This window comes from Flavobacterium palustre, from assembly GCF_014639535.1.
Classification (GTDB): domain Bacteria; phylum Bacteroidota; class Bacteroidia; order Flavobacteriales; family Flavobacteriaceae; genus Flavobacterium; species Flavobacterium palustre.
The window spans coordinates 69,571-85,960 of the sequence record NZ_BMGA01000005.1; the positions used below are offsets into that span (position 1 = coordinate 69,571).

17 protein-coding genes and 1 pseudogene are annotated in these 16,390 nt (G+C 35.2%); 9 read left to right on the forward strand and 9 right to left on the reverse strand.

Features of this window, described 5'->3' with window-relative positions; translation table 11 throughout:
- Nucleotides 1–99 precede the first annotated feature (99 nt).
- The 3 genes from IEV84_RS10770 to IEV84_RS10780 all read right to left on the reverse strand — a co-directional run bounded on the left by IEV84_RS10770 (nucleotide 100) and on the right by IEV84_RS10780 (nucleotide 2,771).
- The gene (locus tag IEV84_RS10770; protein WP_188494296.1) at nucleotides 100–981 is read right to left on the reverse strand and encodes a bifunctional 5,10-methylenetetrahydrofolate dehydrogenase/5,10-methenyltetrahydrofolate cyclohydrolase; all 882 of its coding nucleotides are present in this window, start codon (nucleotides 979–981) and stop codon (nucleotides 100–102) included.
- A 116-nt stretch (nucleotides 982–1,097) separates the two neighbouring features.
- The gene (ffh, locus tag IEV84_RS10775; protein ID WP_188494297.1) at nucleotides 1,098–2,456 is read right to left on the reverse strand and encodes a signal recognition particle protein; all 1,359 of its coding nucleotides are present in this window, start codon (nucleotides 2,454–2,456) and stop codon (nucleotides 1,098–1,100) included.
- 192 nt (nucleotides 2,457–2,648) lie between these two features.
- Nucleotides 2,649–2,771 (reverse strand): HmuY family protein, encoded by a 123-nt coding sequence (locus IEV84_RS10780; protein WP_188494298.1) that lies wholly within the window; start codon nucleotides 2,769–2,771, stop codon nucleotides 2,649–2,651.
- Between the two features lie 129 nt (nucleotides 2,772–2,900).
- On the opposite strand from IEV84_RS10780, the pseudogene IEV84_RS16595 reads away from it, so the two are divergent.
- A pseudogene (locus IEV84_RS16595) lies at nucleotides 2,901–3,140 on the forward strand (DUF6607 family protein); the annotation flags it as partial.
- Between the two features lie 236 nt (nucleotides 3,141–3,376).
- On the opposite strand, the gene argS reads toward IEV84_RS16595, so the two are convergent.
- Nucleotides 3,377–5,155, reverse strand: a complete 1,779-nt coding sequence (argS, locus tag IEV84_RS10785; RefSeq protein WP_188494299.1) for an arginine--tRNA ligase — start codon at nucleotides 5,153–5,155, stop codon at nucleotides 3,377–3,379.
- A 157-nt stretch (nucleotides 5,156–5,312) separates the two neighbouring features.
- Here argS and IEV84_RS10790 point away from each other — a divergent pair, with 157 nt between their 5' ends.
- Nucleotides 5,313–5,702 carry a hypothetical protein gene (locus tag IEV84_RS10790; protein ID WP_188494300.1) on the forward strand — a complete coding sequence of 130 codons (390 nt, stop codon included), beginning with the start codon at nucleotides 5,313–5,315 and terminating at the stop codon, nucleotides 5,700–5,702.
- An 85-nt stretch (nucleotides 5,703–5,787) separates the two neighbouring features.
- Nucleotides 5,788–6,657, forward strand: coding sequence for an HAEPLYID family protein (locus tag IEV84_RS10795; RefSeq protein ID WP_229732661.1), 870 nt, complete (start codon nucleotides 5,788–5,790; stop codon nucleotides 6,655–6,657).
- A 95-nt stretch (nucleotides 6,658–6,752) separates the two neighbouring features.
- Here the strand turns inward: IEV84_RS10795 and IEV84_RS10800 are convergent, their stop codons facing one another.
- From IEV84_RS10800 to IEV84_RS10820, 5 genes are all read right to left on the reverse strand, one after another.
- Nucleotides 6,753–7,760, reverse strand: a complete 1,008-nt coding sequence (locus IEV84_RS10800) for a 3-oxoacyl-ACP synthase III family protein (protein WP_188494301.1) — start codon at nucleotides 7,758–7,760, stop codon at nucleotides 6,753–6,755.
- Nucleotides 7,761–7,855: 95 nt separating this feature from the next.
- Entirely contained in the window at nucleotides 7,856–8,188 is a 333-nt protein-coding gene (locus IEV84_RS10805) for a YegP family protein (protein ID WP_188494302.1), read from the reverse strand.
- Between the two features lie 113 nt (nucleotides 8,189–8,301).
- Nucleotides 8,302–9,252 (reverse strand): ABC transporter ATP-binding protein, encoded by a 951-nt coding sequence (locus IEV84_RS10810; RefSeq protein WP_188494303.1) that lies wholly within the window; start codon nucleotides 9,250–9,252, stop codon nucleotides 8,302–8,304.
- 207 nt (nucleotides 9,253–9,459) lie between these two features.
- The gene (locus tag IEV84_RS10815) at nucleotides 9,460–10,155 is read right to left on the reverse strand and encodes a YiaD family glycine zipper/OmpA-like lipoprotein (protein ID WP_188494304.1); all 696 of its coding nucleotides are present in this window, start codon (nucleotides 10,153–10,155) and stop codon (nucleotides 9,460–9,462) included.
- A 33-nt stretch (nucleotides 10,156–10,188) separates the two neighbouring features.
- A complete protein-coding gene (locus IEV84_RS10820) occupies nucleotides 10,189–10,665 on the reverse strand; it encodes a lipocalin family protein (protein ID WP_188494305.1) in 477 nt (158 codons plus the stop codon).
- Between the two features lie 182 nt (nucleotides 10,666–10,847).
- On the opposite strand from IEV84_RS10820, the gene htpG reads away from it, so the two are divergent.
- The 6 genes from htpG to IEV84_RS10850 all read left to right on the forward strand — a co-directional run bounded on the left by htpG (nucleotide 10,848) and on the right by IEV84_RS10850 (nucleotide 16,208).
- Nucleotides 10,848–12,734, forward strand: coding sequence for a molecular chaperone HtpG (gene htpG / locus IEV84_RS10825; RefSeq protein WP_188494306.1), 1,887 nt, complete (start codon nucleotides 10,848–10,850; stop codon nucleotides 12,732–12,734).
- 131 nt (nucleotides 12,735–12,865) lie between these two features.
- Complete coding sequence (locus IEV84_RS10830; RefSeq protein WP_188494307.1) at nucleotides 12,866–13,363, forward strand: hypothetical protein; 498 nt, start codon at nucleotides 12,866–12,868, stop codon at nucleotides 13,361–13,363.
- 224 nt (nucleotides 13,364–13,587) lie between these two features.
- Nucleotides 13,588–14,244 carry a hypothetical protein gene (locus IEV84_RS10835; protein ID WP_188494308.1) on the forward strand — a complete coding sequence of 219 codons (657 nt, stop codon included), beginning with the start codon at nucleotides 13,588–13,590 and terminating at the stop codon, nucleotides 14,242–14,244.
- A gap of 5 nt (nucleotides 14,245–14,249) precedes the next feature.
- The gene (locus tag IEV84_RS10840; protein ID WP_188494309.1) at nucleotides 14,250–14,819 is read left to right on the forward strand and encodes a YdeI/OmpD-associated family protein; all 570 of its coding nucleotides are present in this window, start codon (nucleotides 14,250–14,252) and stop codon (nucleotides 14,817–14,819) included.
- A gap of 96 nt (nucleotides 14,820–14,915) precedes the next feature.
- Nucleotides 14,916–15,473, forward strand: coding sequence for a DUF4256 domain-containing protein (locus IEV84_RS10845; protein WP_188494310.1), 558 nt, complete (start codon nucleotides 14,916–14,918; stop codon nucleotides 15,471–15,473).
- A gap of 24 nt (nucleotides 15,474–15,497) precedes the next feature.
- On the forward strand, nucleotides 15,498–16,208 hold the full coding sequence (locus tag IEV84_RS10850) for a DUF3784 domain-containing protein (protein WP_188494311.1): 711 nt from the start codon (nucleotides 15,498–15,500) through the stop codon (nucleotides 16,206–16,208).
- The last annotated feature ends 182 nt before the right edge of the window (nucleotides 16,209–16,390 follow it).

Genomic DNA, 16,390 nt, shown 5'->3' on the forward strand with positions numbered 1-16,390 from the left:
TCGCATTTGTTTAAAATTTAAACATTTTTTTATGATTGCTCTCCCATAAAAAAAGCCCTAAACTTGCGTTTAAGGCTTTCTATAGAATAGTAGTTCTTATTATTTACGGCTTCTGATTTTTCTTGCCAAAAGCGTATTTTTTAATAACATGGCAATAGTCATAGGTCCTACTCCTCCCGGAACCGGAGTAATGAAAGAAGATTTTTTACTTACACCATCAAAATCAACATCTCCTTTAATCACATATCCTTTTGAATTGCTAGCATCTTCCACACGGGTAATTCCCACGTCAATAATTACTACGCCATCCTTAACCATATCAGCTTTTAAAAATTCAGGGACTCCTAAAGCTGTAATAATGATATCGGCATTTTTAGTATATTCTTCTAAGTTTTTAGTACGACTGTGAGTTAAAGTAACGGTTGAATCACCTGGATTTCCTTTACGGCTCATCAAAATACTCATCGGGCGACCTACAATATGGCTACGACCAATAACTACAGTATGCTTTCCAGAAGTTTCCACTTTGTAACGCTCTAACAACTCCATAATTCCAAATGGTGTTGCCGGCAAGAAAGTTTCCATTTCTAAAGCCATACGTCCAAAGTTTGTTGGGTGAAAACCATCCACGTCTTTTTGAGGATCAATGGCTAAAAGGATTTTTTCCTCATCGATATGTTTTGGCAAAGGCAACTGAACGATATAACCGTCCAAGTTGTCATCTTCGTTCAATTCTTTGATTTTAGCTAATAATTGAGCTTCTGTAGTTTCTTCAGGTAAAGCAACTAAAGTTGAATCGAAACCAATTTGCTCGCAAGAGCGCACTTTACTCCCTACATAAGTTAAACTAGCTCCATTGCTACCAACGATTATCGCTGCTAAATGAGGTACTTTTTCCCCATTGGCTTTCATTTGTTGTACTTCGGCAGCTATTTCATTTTTAATATCTTCCGAAGTTTTTTTTCCGTCTAGTATTTGCATAAGACTGTTTGTTGTTTATTATTTATGGTTTGTTGTTTTTGTTTAAGGCTTTGACTTGTTTAAAAATTCGAATCAACTCAAAACTTTAAACTATAAACCATAAACAAAAAACTAATTTATTTCATTCCCGGCATTCCACCTGGCATTCCTTTCATTCCGCCCATCATTTTCATCAGGTTTTTTCCACCTGGACCCTGCATCATTTTCATCATTTTGCTCATTTGGTCAAACTGTTTCATCAACTGATTCACCTGCTCCACCTTAGTTCCTGAACCTTTTGCAATTCTGGCTTTTCTTTTCACATCAATCAAAGCCGGTTTTTTTCTTTCTAAAGGAGTCATCGAATAGATTATAGCCTCGATATGTTTGAAAGCATCGTCTTCAATTTCTACATCTTTCATGGCTTTTGAAGCACCCGGTATCATTCCTACCAAATCCTTCATATTACCCATTTTCTTTACTTGCTGAATCTGAGTTAAGAAATCATCGAAACCAAATTCGTTCTTCGCAATTTTCTTTTGCAGTTTTCTGGCCTCTTCCTCATTGAATTGCTCTTGTGCTCTTTCAACTAACGAAACAACGTCCCCCATTCCAAGGATACGCTCCGCCATACGATCCGGATAGAAAACATCAATTGCTTCCATTTTTTCACCCGTACCTACAAACTTAATTGGTTTATTTACAACAGATTTGATTGATAATGCAGCTCCACCACGTGTATCTCCATCTAATTTAGTTAAGATAACCCCGTCAAAATTCAAAATATCGTTGAAGGCTTTTGCTGTATTTACCGCATCCTGTCCTGTCATCGAATCCACCACGAATAAAGTTTCCTGTGGTTTAATAGCCGCGTGAACACGAGCAATTTCGTCCATCATTTCCTGATCTACCGCTAAACGTCCGGCAGTATCGACAATTACCACATTAAATCCATTGGCTTTTGCATGAGCAATCGCATTTTGAGCAATTGCAACCGGATTTTTATTTTCAGGCTCTGAATATACTTCAACACCTATTTGATCTCCCACTACATGCAACTGATTAATCGCCGCAGGACGGTAAATATCACAGGCAACCAAAAGTGGTTTTTTATTTTTCTTTGTTTTTAGATAATTAGCTAATTTTCCGGAAAAAGTAGTCTTACCAGAACCTTGCAAACCTGACATCAAAATTACAGAAGGTGTTCCCTGTAAATTAACTCCGGCTACATCACCTCCCATTAACTCAGTCAGCTCATCCTTAACTAACTTCACCAATAATTGTCCTGGCTGTAAAGTAGTTAATACGTCCTGACCTATTGCCTTGTCTTTTACTCTGGCAGTAAAATCTTTCGCAATTTTAAAATTCACATCGGCATCCAGTAAGGCACGACGTACTTCTTTTAAGGTATCAGCAACGTTTACTTCGGTAATTTTACCGTGACCTTTTAATATATGAAAAGCTTTGTCTAATTTTTCGCTTAAATTATCGAACATAGTATTGATTTTTTTGAAGTTGCAAATATAAGATAAACGATTAAAGTTAAAAAGTTTAAAGTTTAAAGTTTTGCTGACTTAGCTTATTTTTTTCGCTTTAAACCAAAACTAAAAAGAGGCTGGAAAGATCCAACCTCTTTTGACAAAAAAAAATAAAAAAAACCAAGTAATTAAGTTAATGAGTATCGGCCATTAATTTAATATATCGCATTCAAATGTAACATGTCCTCTTTCACCTGCCACATTTGTCATAGTAAGAAATTTTAATTTATAATAGTTTCCAGCTGCATCTTTAACGACATAAAAACAATCCATTTTTCAGAACGAGACATTTCTTCTTAAATCTTTAAAACTTTGCAAATGTATAATTATTTTTATTTATTCTAAATAAATATATTATATTTGTCAAAATTTTTTTCGCAATAAAACAGTAATGAAAAAGGATTTGATGTTTACACTAAAGTTGCCGATTCTAAATGTGCCGCTGCGCAAAAATGGTGGTTAGAAAACCAGGCCCTTTGGAAAAATGTAAGGAGTAAATGGGATAGTGTTTTTGCTCAAAACAAAGATGTAAAACTGGAAGAAAAAGTAGATAAGAAATCTCTCTTCTCGCATTTGTTTAAATTAAAAGCAGATGCGCCAAAAACAGAAAGCGATGCTATAATTGATCGTTTTCTGAAATAAATATTAGTTGAATTTGTGTGTTAGTTTGTTTGAAAAGAGTCGGTAATCCTGAATTATCGGCTCTTTTCTTTTTATTTATAAACTTGATTCTACTGGAATAGATATTTTTATAAAACCATTAAGAGCGTTAAAAAAATTAAGTTTTGTAGCTCTTAAATTCCTTAACGCTCTTAATGGTTAAATATTTTATCTGTGATCTATTTTTTGTCCGCTAAGCGGAACAATTAAATTATCAATTACATTCTTTCCGGAACATTAATTCCTAACAAACGGAAAGCATCTGCAATAGTATCGGCCACTCTTTTGGATAACTGCACACGGAAGATTTTTACTTCCAAATCCGCTTCACCTAAAATTGGCAATGCCTGATAGAACGAATTGTATTCTTTCACCAAATCATACGTATAATTGGCAATCAAAGCCGGACTGTGATTTTGAGCCGCATTTTGAATTACTTCAGGGAATAACTCCAATTGTTTTATCAACTCCTTTTCTTTCTCGTGCAGCGTTTCAATTTTTGAAACATTCGAAAAATCAAAATCAGCTTTTCTTATAATCGATTGAACCCGGGCATAAGTATATTGAATAAATGGCCCGGTGTTTCCGGCAAAATCAACCGATTCTTCCGGATTGAACAAAATACGTTTTTTAGGATCTACTTTTAAAATATAATATTTCAAAGCACCTAGACCAATCGTTTTGTACAGTTTGGCTTTCTCTTCATCCGAATACCCTTCTAATTTTCCTAATTCTTCTGAAATTTGCTGAGCTGTATCGATCATTTCCTGCATCAAATCATCAGCATCCACTACTGTTCCTTCGCGGGATTTCATTTTTCCGGAAGGTAAATCCACCATTCCGTAAGACAAATGAAATAGATTTTCTGACCAGTCAAAGCCCAGTTTTTTCAAAATAAGGAATAATACTTTAAAGTGGTAATCCTGCTCGTTCCCCACTGTGTATACCATTCCGCCTACATCCGGATAATCTTTTACACGCTGAATTGCCGTTCCAATATCCTGTGTCATATAAACTGCTGTTCCGTCAGAACGCAATACAATTTTTCTATCCAAACCTTCAGCAGTCAAATCAATCCAAACCGAACCATCAGGATCCTTTTCGAAAATCCCTTTCTCCAATCCCATTTGAACGACATCCTTCCCTAACAAATAGGTATCACTTTCGTAATAGTAAGCGTCAAAATCAACTCCCAGGTTTTTATAAGTCGCTTCAAATCCATCATAAACCCATTGGTTCATGGTTTTCCAAAGTGCAATTACTTCTTTATCTCCGGCTTCCCATTTACGCAACATTTCCTGTGCTTCCAGAATAATAGGCGCTTGTTTTTTAGCTTCCTCTTCTGTTTTTCCTTCTGTCATTAATTGGTTAATTTCTTCTTTGTATGCTTTATCAAAAGCCACATAGAAATTTCCAACTACCTTATCACCTTTTAAACCCGTTGATTCCGGAGTTTGATCCTGACCAAATTTCTGCCAGGCCAACATTGATTTACAAATATGGATGCCACGGTCGTTGATAATTTGGGTTTTATATACTTTTTTACCAGAAGCTTTGATAATTTCAGCTACCGAATAACCCAATAAATTATTCCTAACGTGTCCTAAGTGCAAAGGTTTATTCGTATTTGGCGAAGAATATTCTACCATTACCGCTTTGTCTTCCGGTGACGGAGTAACAAAACCATATTGTACATCATCCTTAATTGAATTAAAGAAATTCAAATAATGAGTATCTGAAATAACAATATTTAAAAATCCTGAAACCACATTAAAACGGCTTACCTCAGCCACATTTTCAACTAAATAGTTTCCTATTTTATTCCCTAATTCAACCGGATTGCTTTTTATAATTTTCAACAAAGGGAAAATTACCATAGTAATATCGCCTTCAAATTCCTTACGGGTCGCTTGAAATTCAATTTTTTCTACGCTTACTTCAAAAAGATTTTGAATCGCTTTGGTTATAGATGGTGTAAGAATCTGTTGTAATGACATGTAAACTTTGTTTTTTAGGTTGGCAAAGATAATCCTAATTCATTAATTAGAAATAGTAAAACACACAATATATCGCATTCCGACAGATATTTTAGTCATTATCATAATAAAATGCTAAGCAAACCGCATTTAACTGAAAAGTTTTTACTTTTGCCTTATGTTAGCTACAATTAGAAAAAACAAAGTCCTTCGCTTGTTTTGTGCTTTTATGGCACTCTATCTGCTCAATTGTAGTGTTGACACCAGCGACATCACTCCAAAATATATTCCCGAAGATTTAAGTTTTAACGATCAGGAAACCATTATCGAAATTATTGTTGAAAAGGTTTTGGGTTTTGAAAACGCCATTCCTGAAAATGAAGATTCCGATAGTGAAAACCAGCTTGTTTTCAAAAAAACAATCTCGGTTGCTTTTTATATCCTGCCCGATTTTGATACCAAAATCAAAGAAATTCTACTTAGCTCTCATCCGGAAAACAGCCGTTTTATTGAAGCTAATATATTGAAAACCTATTTCGAAATTCACTCTCCTCCTCCCGAAGTTTGATTTGTTTTTTTGAGTCTTTATGCGATTTTGTTTTTGTTACAAAAAACAAAACGCGACTTTACGTACAACAAAATCAAACTTTAAAATGAAAAACAACACTTTAAAAACAGCTGCTTTCTCAATATTAGCTTTGCTGTTCGTTACTATAAACGCCAAAGCGCAAACAGAAAAAGAACTGGAAAACAGTATTATTGACAGCCTTTACATCCAGGAGACAGAAAACAAAAACAAACGAGCGAAAGTTTTACATGCCGAACCTCTCTACATTGATTTAATTCGGGATCTCGGTGCCCGAAAAGGAGAGAGAGAATGGAACGTAGGTCTTGGACTAACTGATAAAAACAATTACGACGAATACCAGGCCTTGATAGAATATGAATGGGCGCCTATTGACCGATTAGGACTTGAAGTAGAACTTCCTTTTACTTTATATCCGTCGGCTACTAATGCCACTACTCCGGGAAGCAAACTAAACGGACTAAAATTAGCCACTCAATATTCCTTTTTTGTATCCGAAAAATTAAAAACGTCCATGGCTATCGGCTACATTCATGAATTCGGGCTCACTTCCTTTAACAACTACGGCAATGATAAATTATTTACCGGAAACACTTACAACCCGATTTTTATTGTTGCAAAACGCTGGGGCAACAATTTTCATACTCTTTTATATACCGGTCCGGTAATAGAGCATCATTTTGAGGAAAATTCTACGCATACTTCATGGGAAATCAACAGTAATTTTCATTATATGATTCCCGGGACTAAAAATTTTATTGGAATCGAATTCAACAAAGAAATACAAACCAAAGATTTTGATATGACCATCAGACCACAAATGCGGGTGGCGGTTGCCGAAAATCTGTTGGTGGGTATTGTTACCGGAATTCCTGTTAGTAGGGAAAACGAACGATTCAGTTCCTTCCTGCGATTGATTTACGAACCCAAATATTAAACAAAACCCCAATTTTGAAAAACTCAAAATTGGGGTTTCCTTTTTTATTAAATACAAAACTCCTAACTTCCTTCCTACTCCCTACTTCCCGCTTCTTACCATTTAATAATAGCACTTGCCCAGGTAAATCCGCTGCCAAAAGCGGCTAAAACAACCGTATCGCCCGATTTTATTTTTCCCTGTTCCCAGGCTTCCGTCAATGCAATAGGAATCGAAGCTGCCGTAGTATTTCCATATTTTTGCACATTATTATGAACCTGATTATCATTCAGCTTAAATTTATTCTGAATGTATTGTGAAATCCTCAAATTAGCCTGATGCGGAATCAGCATATCAATATCAGCAACAGTTAAATTATTAGCTTCCAAAGCCTCATTAATCACTTCTGCAAAGCGGACTACCGCATTTTTAAATACAAATTGTCCGTTCATGTGCGGAAAATAACTTTCGTCATCGGGATTATTATCGGCTAAAATATCATTTACCCAACGCCCACCCATTCCCGGAGCTGTCAACACCAATTCTTCGGCATGAATTCCTTCTGAATGCAAATGGGTCGAAAGAATTCCTTTCGACAAATCTTCTTCTCTGCTCAAAATAGCAGCCCCTGCTCCATCACCAAAAATCACCGAAACGCCACGTCCTCTTGTAGTCATATCCAGTCCGGAAGATTGCACTTCGGAACCTATCACCAAAACATTCTTATACATTCCGGTTTTTATATATTGATCGGCAACCGACAGTGCATACACAAAACCCGAACACTGATTACGAACATCCAAAGCGCCTATGGTTCTCAAACCCAAATCACGCTGCACCAAAACGCCCGGTCCAGGGAAATAGTAGTCCGGACTTAAGGTGGCAAAAACAATAAAGTCAATGTCTTCTTTGGCAATTCCGGAGCGTTCAATAGCAATTTGAGCCGCTTTAACTGCCATTGTTGTGGTAGTGTCTTTTCCTTTTTCAATATGCCTGCGCTCCCGAATACCGGTTCTTTCCTGAATCCATGCGTCATTCGTATCCATTATTTTAGACAAATCGTCATTGGTAACCACATTGGAGGGCACATAAAAACCCAAGCCCGAAATCTTTGAATGGTACATATTAATAGTTTTTTACATTAGCATCAGATATAAATGTAAATAAAAAAAACCAGTCTGAACAACTGGTTTACTAATTCTATTCAATCTGTTTTTTATTATGTTGCCTGATTATCCACAACGGCATCCGGCGCATTTTTCTTTACCGATTCTATACCATTTTCGCGGGCAGCAAGCGACTCATAGATTTCGCTGTTTCCGATAATCTGGCCATTGCCGGCTTTTAAATTAAAATAAAATTTCCCGTTTGAAGATTCTTTGCGCTCATAACGGTCGTCATCGGGAGCATTTTTCCTAACCGATTCAATTCCGTTATCACAAGCAGCTTGAGTTGAATAACCTTCGCTTGCTAAAATTGTCTGACCATTGCCGGCTTTCAGGTTAAACTGAAATTCGCCGTTAACTCTTTTTGTAATTACAAATTTTCCCATTTTTAATTAAAATTTTAATTCACAATAGTTATTTCTCTAAAAATCAAAACTCTGCAAAGAATTTTCTTATTAGCTGAATTAAAAATAATAAAAAAAACGAGATCAAACTTTAATTAAATATTAAAATTCAAACAAACAACAGTATCATTAGTCAGTGCTGAATTGTGTTCGAAAAAAATAACTTTCCTGTCAAAAACGGCTTTAATAAGATAGTGGCTTCCTTTAAAATACGATTGCTTAACCAATACATTCATCACCCCATTTTCAGTTACTTTTAACTGATGTGGATACAGTAATACCAATTCGTCTTCTTCGCCTTCTAAACTGATTAATTGGGACAATCGCAACTCATTTACTTCCCCAAAAAGTGAAGCAACGTATTTATTAATTGGATTGTGATACAAATCATGCGAATTAGCTTTCACAATCATTTTTCCGTGTTGTAAAACAATGGTTTCATCGGCAAAAGAAAGCGCATCGGTACTGTCATGAGTAGCCACAAGTACTGTAATTCCCTGTCCTTTCAAGTACGCAAATAAATTACGGCGCAGTGCATTTTTTCTGAAATTATCAATATGACTAAAAGGTTCGTCAAGCAATAAAACTTCGGGTTCTAAGGCCAAAACTCTTGCCAGAGCCACACGTTGTTGCTGACCTCCGCTTAGGTATTTCGCCTTTACATCGGCAAACTCCGTCATTTCTACAATTTCCAATAACTCCTGAACACGTGCTCTTTTCTTTTCTGGAAAAATATTCGACAAATATTTACCCACATTTTCAGCCACGGTTATATAAGGCATCAGGTCAAAATCCTGCGACAAATATTTCATAAATGGCATTCCGGGAACCAGATTAAAACTCGTTCCTAAGACTTCTGTTTCATTCCAAAAAATCTGTCCTTCATCTAAATCATACAAACCGTAAATCAGTTTCAACAAAGTACTTTTGCCACAGCCACTTTCGCCAATTACAGCTATATTTTGTCCTTTTTTAACAGAGAAATTGATATTTTGAACCACTGGTTTTTCGGTATAACCAAAGGAGATATTTTGAACTTGAAGCATTAGTATTGATTGTTATTTTTTTGGATTGCAAAGATAGATTTCTTTGGTATAAAAAAAGAATATCTTTAAAAAGATAACTCAAATATTTACCGCAAATTGCGCAAATTTTCACAAATTAATCTGTGGAAATTCATCAAAAAAAATCGTCCCGAAATCCCGATAGCTATCGGGACGGGACGACCTTTGTGATTTTATTAAAACAGTAAATTACTTCGCTGCTTCTTTCTCAGCGTCAGCTTTCATTTTAGCATTGGCAACAATTGCAAATTCCACACGACGGTTTTGGCTTCTTCCTTCTACAGTACCATTATCAGCAATTGGATCAGCAATTCCCATTCCCTGAATAGTAAATCTGCTGGCTGCAATTCCTTTAGCTGCTAAATAATTTTTAACCGAAGTAGCGCGTTCTCCTGAAAGTTTCAGGTTGTAATCAGCCGGTCCTGTACTGTCAGTATATCCAAAAATAGTAATATCAGTATCCGGATATTCATTGAAAACGGTAACTAATTTATCTAAATTTGCTTTTGCAGCAGCTGTCAAAGTCGATTTGTTTGTATCAAAACGAATTGCATTTTCATTTAAAACCAATTTGATTCCTTCACCTACGCGCTCTACGTCGGCACCCGGAATAGCCTGATCAATTTGTCTGGCTTGTTTGTCCATTTTGTTACCAATAACACCTCCGGCAACCCCACCTACAACACCACCAATAACAGCTCCCATAGCTCCTTTTCCACCTTTTCCAAGGTTGTTTCCAAGGATTCCTCCAAGAATTGCTCCTCCGGCAGCTCCAATGGCCGCTCCTCGTTGTGTTTTATTTGTATTTTTAACGGCTTCGCAGCTTGTAAAAAGCGAACCTAAAACCATTACGAAAGCTAATGCTAATACGGATATATTTTTCATAGTTATCTTTTTTAAAATTTTATTTTATTATTCTTAGTTAACACGTTGAAATTGGTAAACTACAGCTGTTAATTTTCCACCCACATCAATTCTGTCAATTAATTGAAAAGAACTTTCTGTTTGATTAGCCACTTGTAAGACATAACCATCTCTTACTTTTTTAGCTTTTTCACCTGCATCTAAAATTTTCAAAACAAATTCTCCGTTAGTATTCACAAACCATGTAATAGGTGAACTAAAAACAGGACAGTCGTACTTCGTTAAAGCCATTGTTCCTTTGTTGTTATTAGAAACAAACTTCCAGGTACTTCCTTCAAAACATTTTGAATCGGCTAATTGAAAAGAATTCACTTTAATGTATTCTGATCCCGGATAAGAAACAGAACTAATTACCCAATTTCCTTTAATCCCCGTTTGAATTCCTCTGTCTAATTTAGTGGCAGTAACCGAAGATGTTTTACAGGAAAATAATGCCAGCGAAAACGCTGCAACTAAAAATATTTTTTTCATCGTTTATCATTTTTAATATTAAACTTAGGCAAAGATACAATCTAACTTACGGATTTTGTTTCAAAATGATATTATTTTATTACAAAATTTACGAGCAAGACATTTTGTCACCCCTAATTAAATTGGTACTTTATTTGAATAAGCTGTAACCGATTGTAAAACACTATTAAAAAATTTTAAATATGACAACTGGAAAAATTAATGTTTCGGTGGAAAATATCTTTCCGCTAATTAAAAAGTTCTTATACAGCGATCACGAGATCTTTTTACGTGAGTTAATTTCGAATGGAACAGATGCAACATTAAAATTAAAACACCTGACTAACATCGGTGAGGCCAAAGTAGAATATGGCAATCCAATTCTTGAGGTAAAGATTGATAAAGAAGGTAAAAAACTGCACATTATTGACCAGGGTATCGGTATGACAGCCGACGAGGTGGAAAAATACATCAACCAATTGGCTTTTTCAGGTGCCGAAGAATTCCTGGAAAAATACAAAGACACCGCTAAAGATTCGGGAATTATTGGTCATTTTGGACTTGGTTTCTACTCTGCTTTTATGGTTGCTTCTAAGGTGGAAATTATCACTAAATCTTACAAAGACGAACCGGCAGCGCACTGGATTTGCGACGGAAGTCCAGAATTCTCTCTTGAACCGGCTGACAAAACCGAGCGCGGAACAGAAATTATCCTGCATATTGCCGATGATTCTTTAGAATTTTTGGAAGATTCAAAAATCAGCGGATTATTGAACAAATACAATAAGTTCATGCCTATTCCAATTAAATTTGGAACAAGAACGGAAACTTTACCTAAACCGGAAGATGCTCCTGAAGATTATGTAAACGAAACCGTTGAAGTTGACAATATTGTAAACAATCCAAATCCGGCATGGACGAAACAACCTGCTGATTTAAACGACGAAGATTACAAAACCTTCTACCACGAATTGTATCCAATGCAATTTGAGGAGCCTTTATTCAACATCCACCTAAATGTAGATTATCCGTTTAACCTAACTGGAATCTTGTATTTCCCTAAATTAGGAGCTGATTTACAAATCCAAAAAGACAAAATCCAATTGTACCAAAATCAGGTTTTTGTTACCGATAACGTAGAAGGAATTGTTCCTGAATTCCTGATGATGCTTCGCGGAGTGGTGGATTCTCCGGATATTCCGTTGAACGTTTCCCGTTCAGGATTACAGGCTGATGGTGCGGTGAAGAAAATCTCCAACTACATTACCCGTAAGGTTGCTGATAAATTAAAATCGTTATTCAACGAAAACAGAGCCGATTTCGAATCAAAATGGAACGACATCAAAATTGTTTTAGAATACGGAATGCTTTCGGAAGATAAATTCTACGAAAAAGCAGGTGCTTTTGTATTGTACCCAACAGTAAACGACAAATACTATACACTTGAGGAGTTAAAAGAAAACCTTAAAGACAAACAAACCGACAAAGACGGAAAACTGGTTGTTTTATACGCAGGAAACAAAGAAGCGCAACATTCATACATCGAAATTGCTGAGGAAAAAGGATACGAAGTATTACTTTTAGATTCGCCAATTATCTCGCATTTAATTCAGAAATTAGAAAACGACAATCAGAATGTTACTTTCGTTCGTGTGGATTCGGATCATATCGACAACCTAATTAAGAAAGATGATACTGTTATTTCTAAATTATCTGAAGACGAACAAAACAACTTAAAAACAGCTGTTGAAGCAGTAGTTTCTAAACAAACTTACAAAGTACAGTTGGAAGCTCTAGACAGCCAGGCTGCGCCTTTCATGATTACGCAACCGGAATTCATGCGCAGAATGAAAGAAATGAGCCAAACCGGGGGTGGCGGAATGTTCGGAATGAACAACATGCCGGAAATGTACAATTTGGTTATTAACACCAACTCTCCTTTGGCATCTACCATTTTAAACACCGAAGACAAAGCCAATCAGGAACACCTGGTAAAACAGGCTTTGGATTTAGCTAAACTATCACAAAACCTGTTAAAAGGTGAAGCCTTAACTACTTTCGTAAAACGTAGTTTTGAGATGATTAAATAGTATCAAGTAAATAGAATTAAGTACTAAGACCTGCAAGTGCAAACTTGCGGGTCTTTTTTTGTTTTAGGAATAAATTAGAACTATATTTTGTAAGAATATTTTAATATATTTGACTTAACAAAAATAATCGAATGAAAAAATACTTTTTTATAATATCAATTTTTCTGATTCAAACATCTATTTACTCTCAAGATTATATCAAATCTGATTCGTTGAAAATTGATAAAAAAAATTATCAAATACGTCATTTAAGTTATGGAAAATCAAGTGGATTAAAACTATTCAAAGTTTTAACTTGTGATCTTTCTAATCTAAAAAAAATAGAAACCGAAATAAAAAACTGTTGGAATAATCATAAACTTGAATGCACAGAATTTTATATCATTTCAATTCCGAATTATCAAAATCTCCAATCGGATCAAGAAACAGATATTTTAATCAAATTTTTAGAAAAAATTGATGCCGAAAGAATGAAATTAAAATTATCAACCGCATTAGTAAAATACAAAATTTTAAAAGACTTCACTTGTGAATATTTTTTAGACAAGCCAAAAGAAAATTTAAACAATTTTAAAGATTATAAATTAAACATAAAACAATCAGAGGTTTGCCCCTTTTTACTAAAATAAAATTTAATAGCGAGTAAATATTATTCTTATTTACAACAATAAGCAACTTTGTAGAGTTACTAAATGAGATTCCTCATTCTTCGGAATGACAAGATTGCGGGTAAAACTGCTTTCAAAATGTTCTTTTACACAAAGTAAAACCGTCCAGTCTGTCATTCCGAAGAATGAGGAATCTCATCAACACTTTTCCGGTCAGATGGTATAAATAAAAATTAGAAAATACAATGAAAACAATAAAAATTCTTCTTACAGCATTTTTTACAACAATACTATTTGCTCAAGGGAAAAAACCAACTGATTTTATCCCTAAAGGTTATGTTCTTTTTGAAAAAACAAATGGTGATTTAGACAAGGATGGCATTGAAGATTGTGTACTTATCATAAAAGCTACTGATAAAAATAAAATCATTAAAGACGAAAATCGTGGAGAATTAGACCGAAACCGCAGAGGGATTATTATTTTATGGAACAAAAAAAACCGTTATGAATTGGCTGCGAAAAACTACAATTGTTTCTCTTCTGAAAATGAAGATGGAGGCGTTTATTTCCCTCCAGAATTAAGCGTTTTAATAGAAAAAGGAAAATTAATTGTACATTACGGACATGGTAGATACGGTTATTGGAAATATACTTTTCGATATAAAGACACTGATTTTGATTTAATTGGTTATGACATAAGCAATGGCGGAGCAGTTATTAGCGATGAAACCAGTATTAATTTCCTAACTAAAAAGAAACTTCAAAGAGTAAACACTAACAAAAATGACGAAGGTGGTCAGGAAGTTTTTAAAGATACTTGGAAAACTATAAAACAAAATCCACTCATCAAACTATCAGAAATTAAAGATTTTGACGAACTCTATTTAGGAGATTACGAATAAAACCAATGAACGAAAAACCAACCTTATACTTTAAAAATGATTCCGAGTGGAGAGCATGGCTGCATGAAAATCATAGCACACACAAGGCAGTGTATTTGATTTTTTACAAAGTGGCACACGAAGCCGAAAGTATGCGTTGGGAAGAAGCTGTAAAAGTCGCTATTTGCTATGGTTGGATCGATTCAACCGTTAAAAAACTGGACGAAGACCGGAGGCTGCAACTTTTTACGCCACGAAAAGACAAAAGTGTTTGGAGTAAACTCAACAAAACCTACATCGAAGAATTGATTGCATCCAACTTAATGCATGAAAGTGGTTTGAAAAAAATTGGAACAGCTAAGAATAATGGTTCCTGGGAAAGTCTGGACGCTGTTGAAAACCTGGAAATTCCAGAGGATTTGCAATTGGCTTTTAATCAAAATCCTGTTGCATTTACTCATTATGAAAATTTCGCTAAATCATATAAAAAAGGCTATTTGCATTGGCTAAACCAAGCCAAACGGTCAGCAACAAGACAGAACAGAATTGTTCAAATTATCAATTTGTGTGAGCGAAATTGTAAAGCAAGAGGATAAATACAACTGTCACACTGAGCCTGTCGAAGTGCTTTTAGCGAGGTCTTCGACTCCCGAAGCTTCGGGACAGACTGACATTACAAAATAATTACAACTATGAAAAAGAAATTAACAGCAACAGAATTAGAAGCACTATTAAAAATAATAAAATCCCGTTTTGAACAAAATAGGAATCGCCATGAAGGTTTGGAATGGAATAAAGTTCAAGCCAAACTCGAAGCCAATCCTGAAAAACTCTGGTCGCTAAACGAAATGGAAAAAACAGGCGGCGAACCGGATGTGGTAAATTATGATAAAAACACAGGAGCATATATTTTTTATGATTGTTCTGCCGAGAGTCCCAAAGAGCGCAGAAGTCTTTGTTATGACCGTCAGGCATTGGATTCCAGAAAAGAAAACAAACCTAAAAACAATGTAGAAGATGTAGCTGCTGCAATGGGAATCACACTTTTATCAGAAACAGAATATCGGGAATTGCAAAAACTGGGAAAATTCGACACTAAAACATCCAGTTGGATTCAAACTCCTGATGAAATCAGAAAACTGGGCGGTGCCATTTTTGCTGATTTCCGTTATAACAATGTGTTCATCTACCACAACGGCGCTGAATCGTACTATGCTGCCAGAGGATTTCGTGGAGCTTTAAAAGTTTAATTTTCACATATAAAAAAAAATAAAATGACATTGACATTAATTGCTATAAGCCTGATTTTTATCGCTATAGGATTTATTCTTACCGAAAATAATGCCAAATATTTGCTTTCGGGATACAATACCATGAGTGAAGAAGAGCGAAAAAAGGTTGACATCAAAAATTACATCCCTTATTGTAAAAAGTTTCACTTCTTTTTAGGCGGTTCGCTTTTCTTAATTGGAAGCCTACTGAATTATTTTGTACATGAAAACATTGCCGGAATTTTCATGGTCATCTATCCTATTCTGGGCTATATCTATTTTGTTACCACGTCGGCTAAATACTTTAATTCTAAAAAGAATCAAATTGGTGCTTATCTTCTTATGGGAATTTTAGTTGTTATGATTGTTTTTCTCGGACGTGACCTTCAGGAAAACAAACTTATTTTGAATTCCAATTCTATTGAATTTGAAGGAAGCTATGGCGAAACTGTACCTTTGAATACGATAAAAAGTATCGAATTAGTTCCCGAAAAACCAAAAATCAACCGAAGAACCAATGGTTTTTCACTGGGAACTATTAAAAAAGGCTATTTCAAAACAGATCGAGGCGAAACTGTAAAACTGATTTTGAACGGAGACAATAAGCCGTATATCCTTTTAACAAAATTAGATGGCACGAAAATTTATTATTCTGCAAAAGAAGAATCGAACGAAAAACTGTTCGAAAAAATTAAATCTGCATCCATAAAATAAAATATGCCTATCCATTACTTATACCAATTTTGAAAATGGCACACGGATGACGCAGATTTCAACCGATAAAAACGGATTTTTAAATTAATATCAGTAAAAATCCGTCTAATCAGCGTCATCTGTGTTCTTCATTAGGTTATTAGTCCGCTTAGCGGACAGTCATAAAATAAAAAGCCATCTCA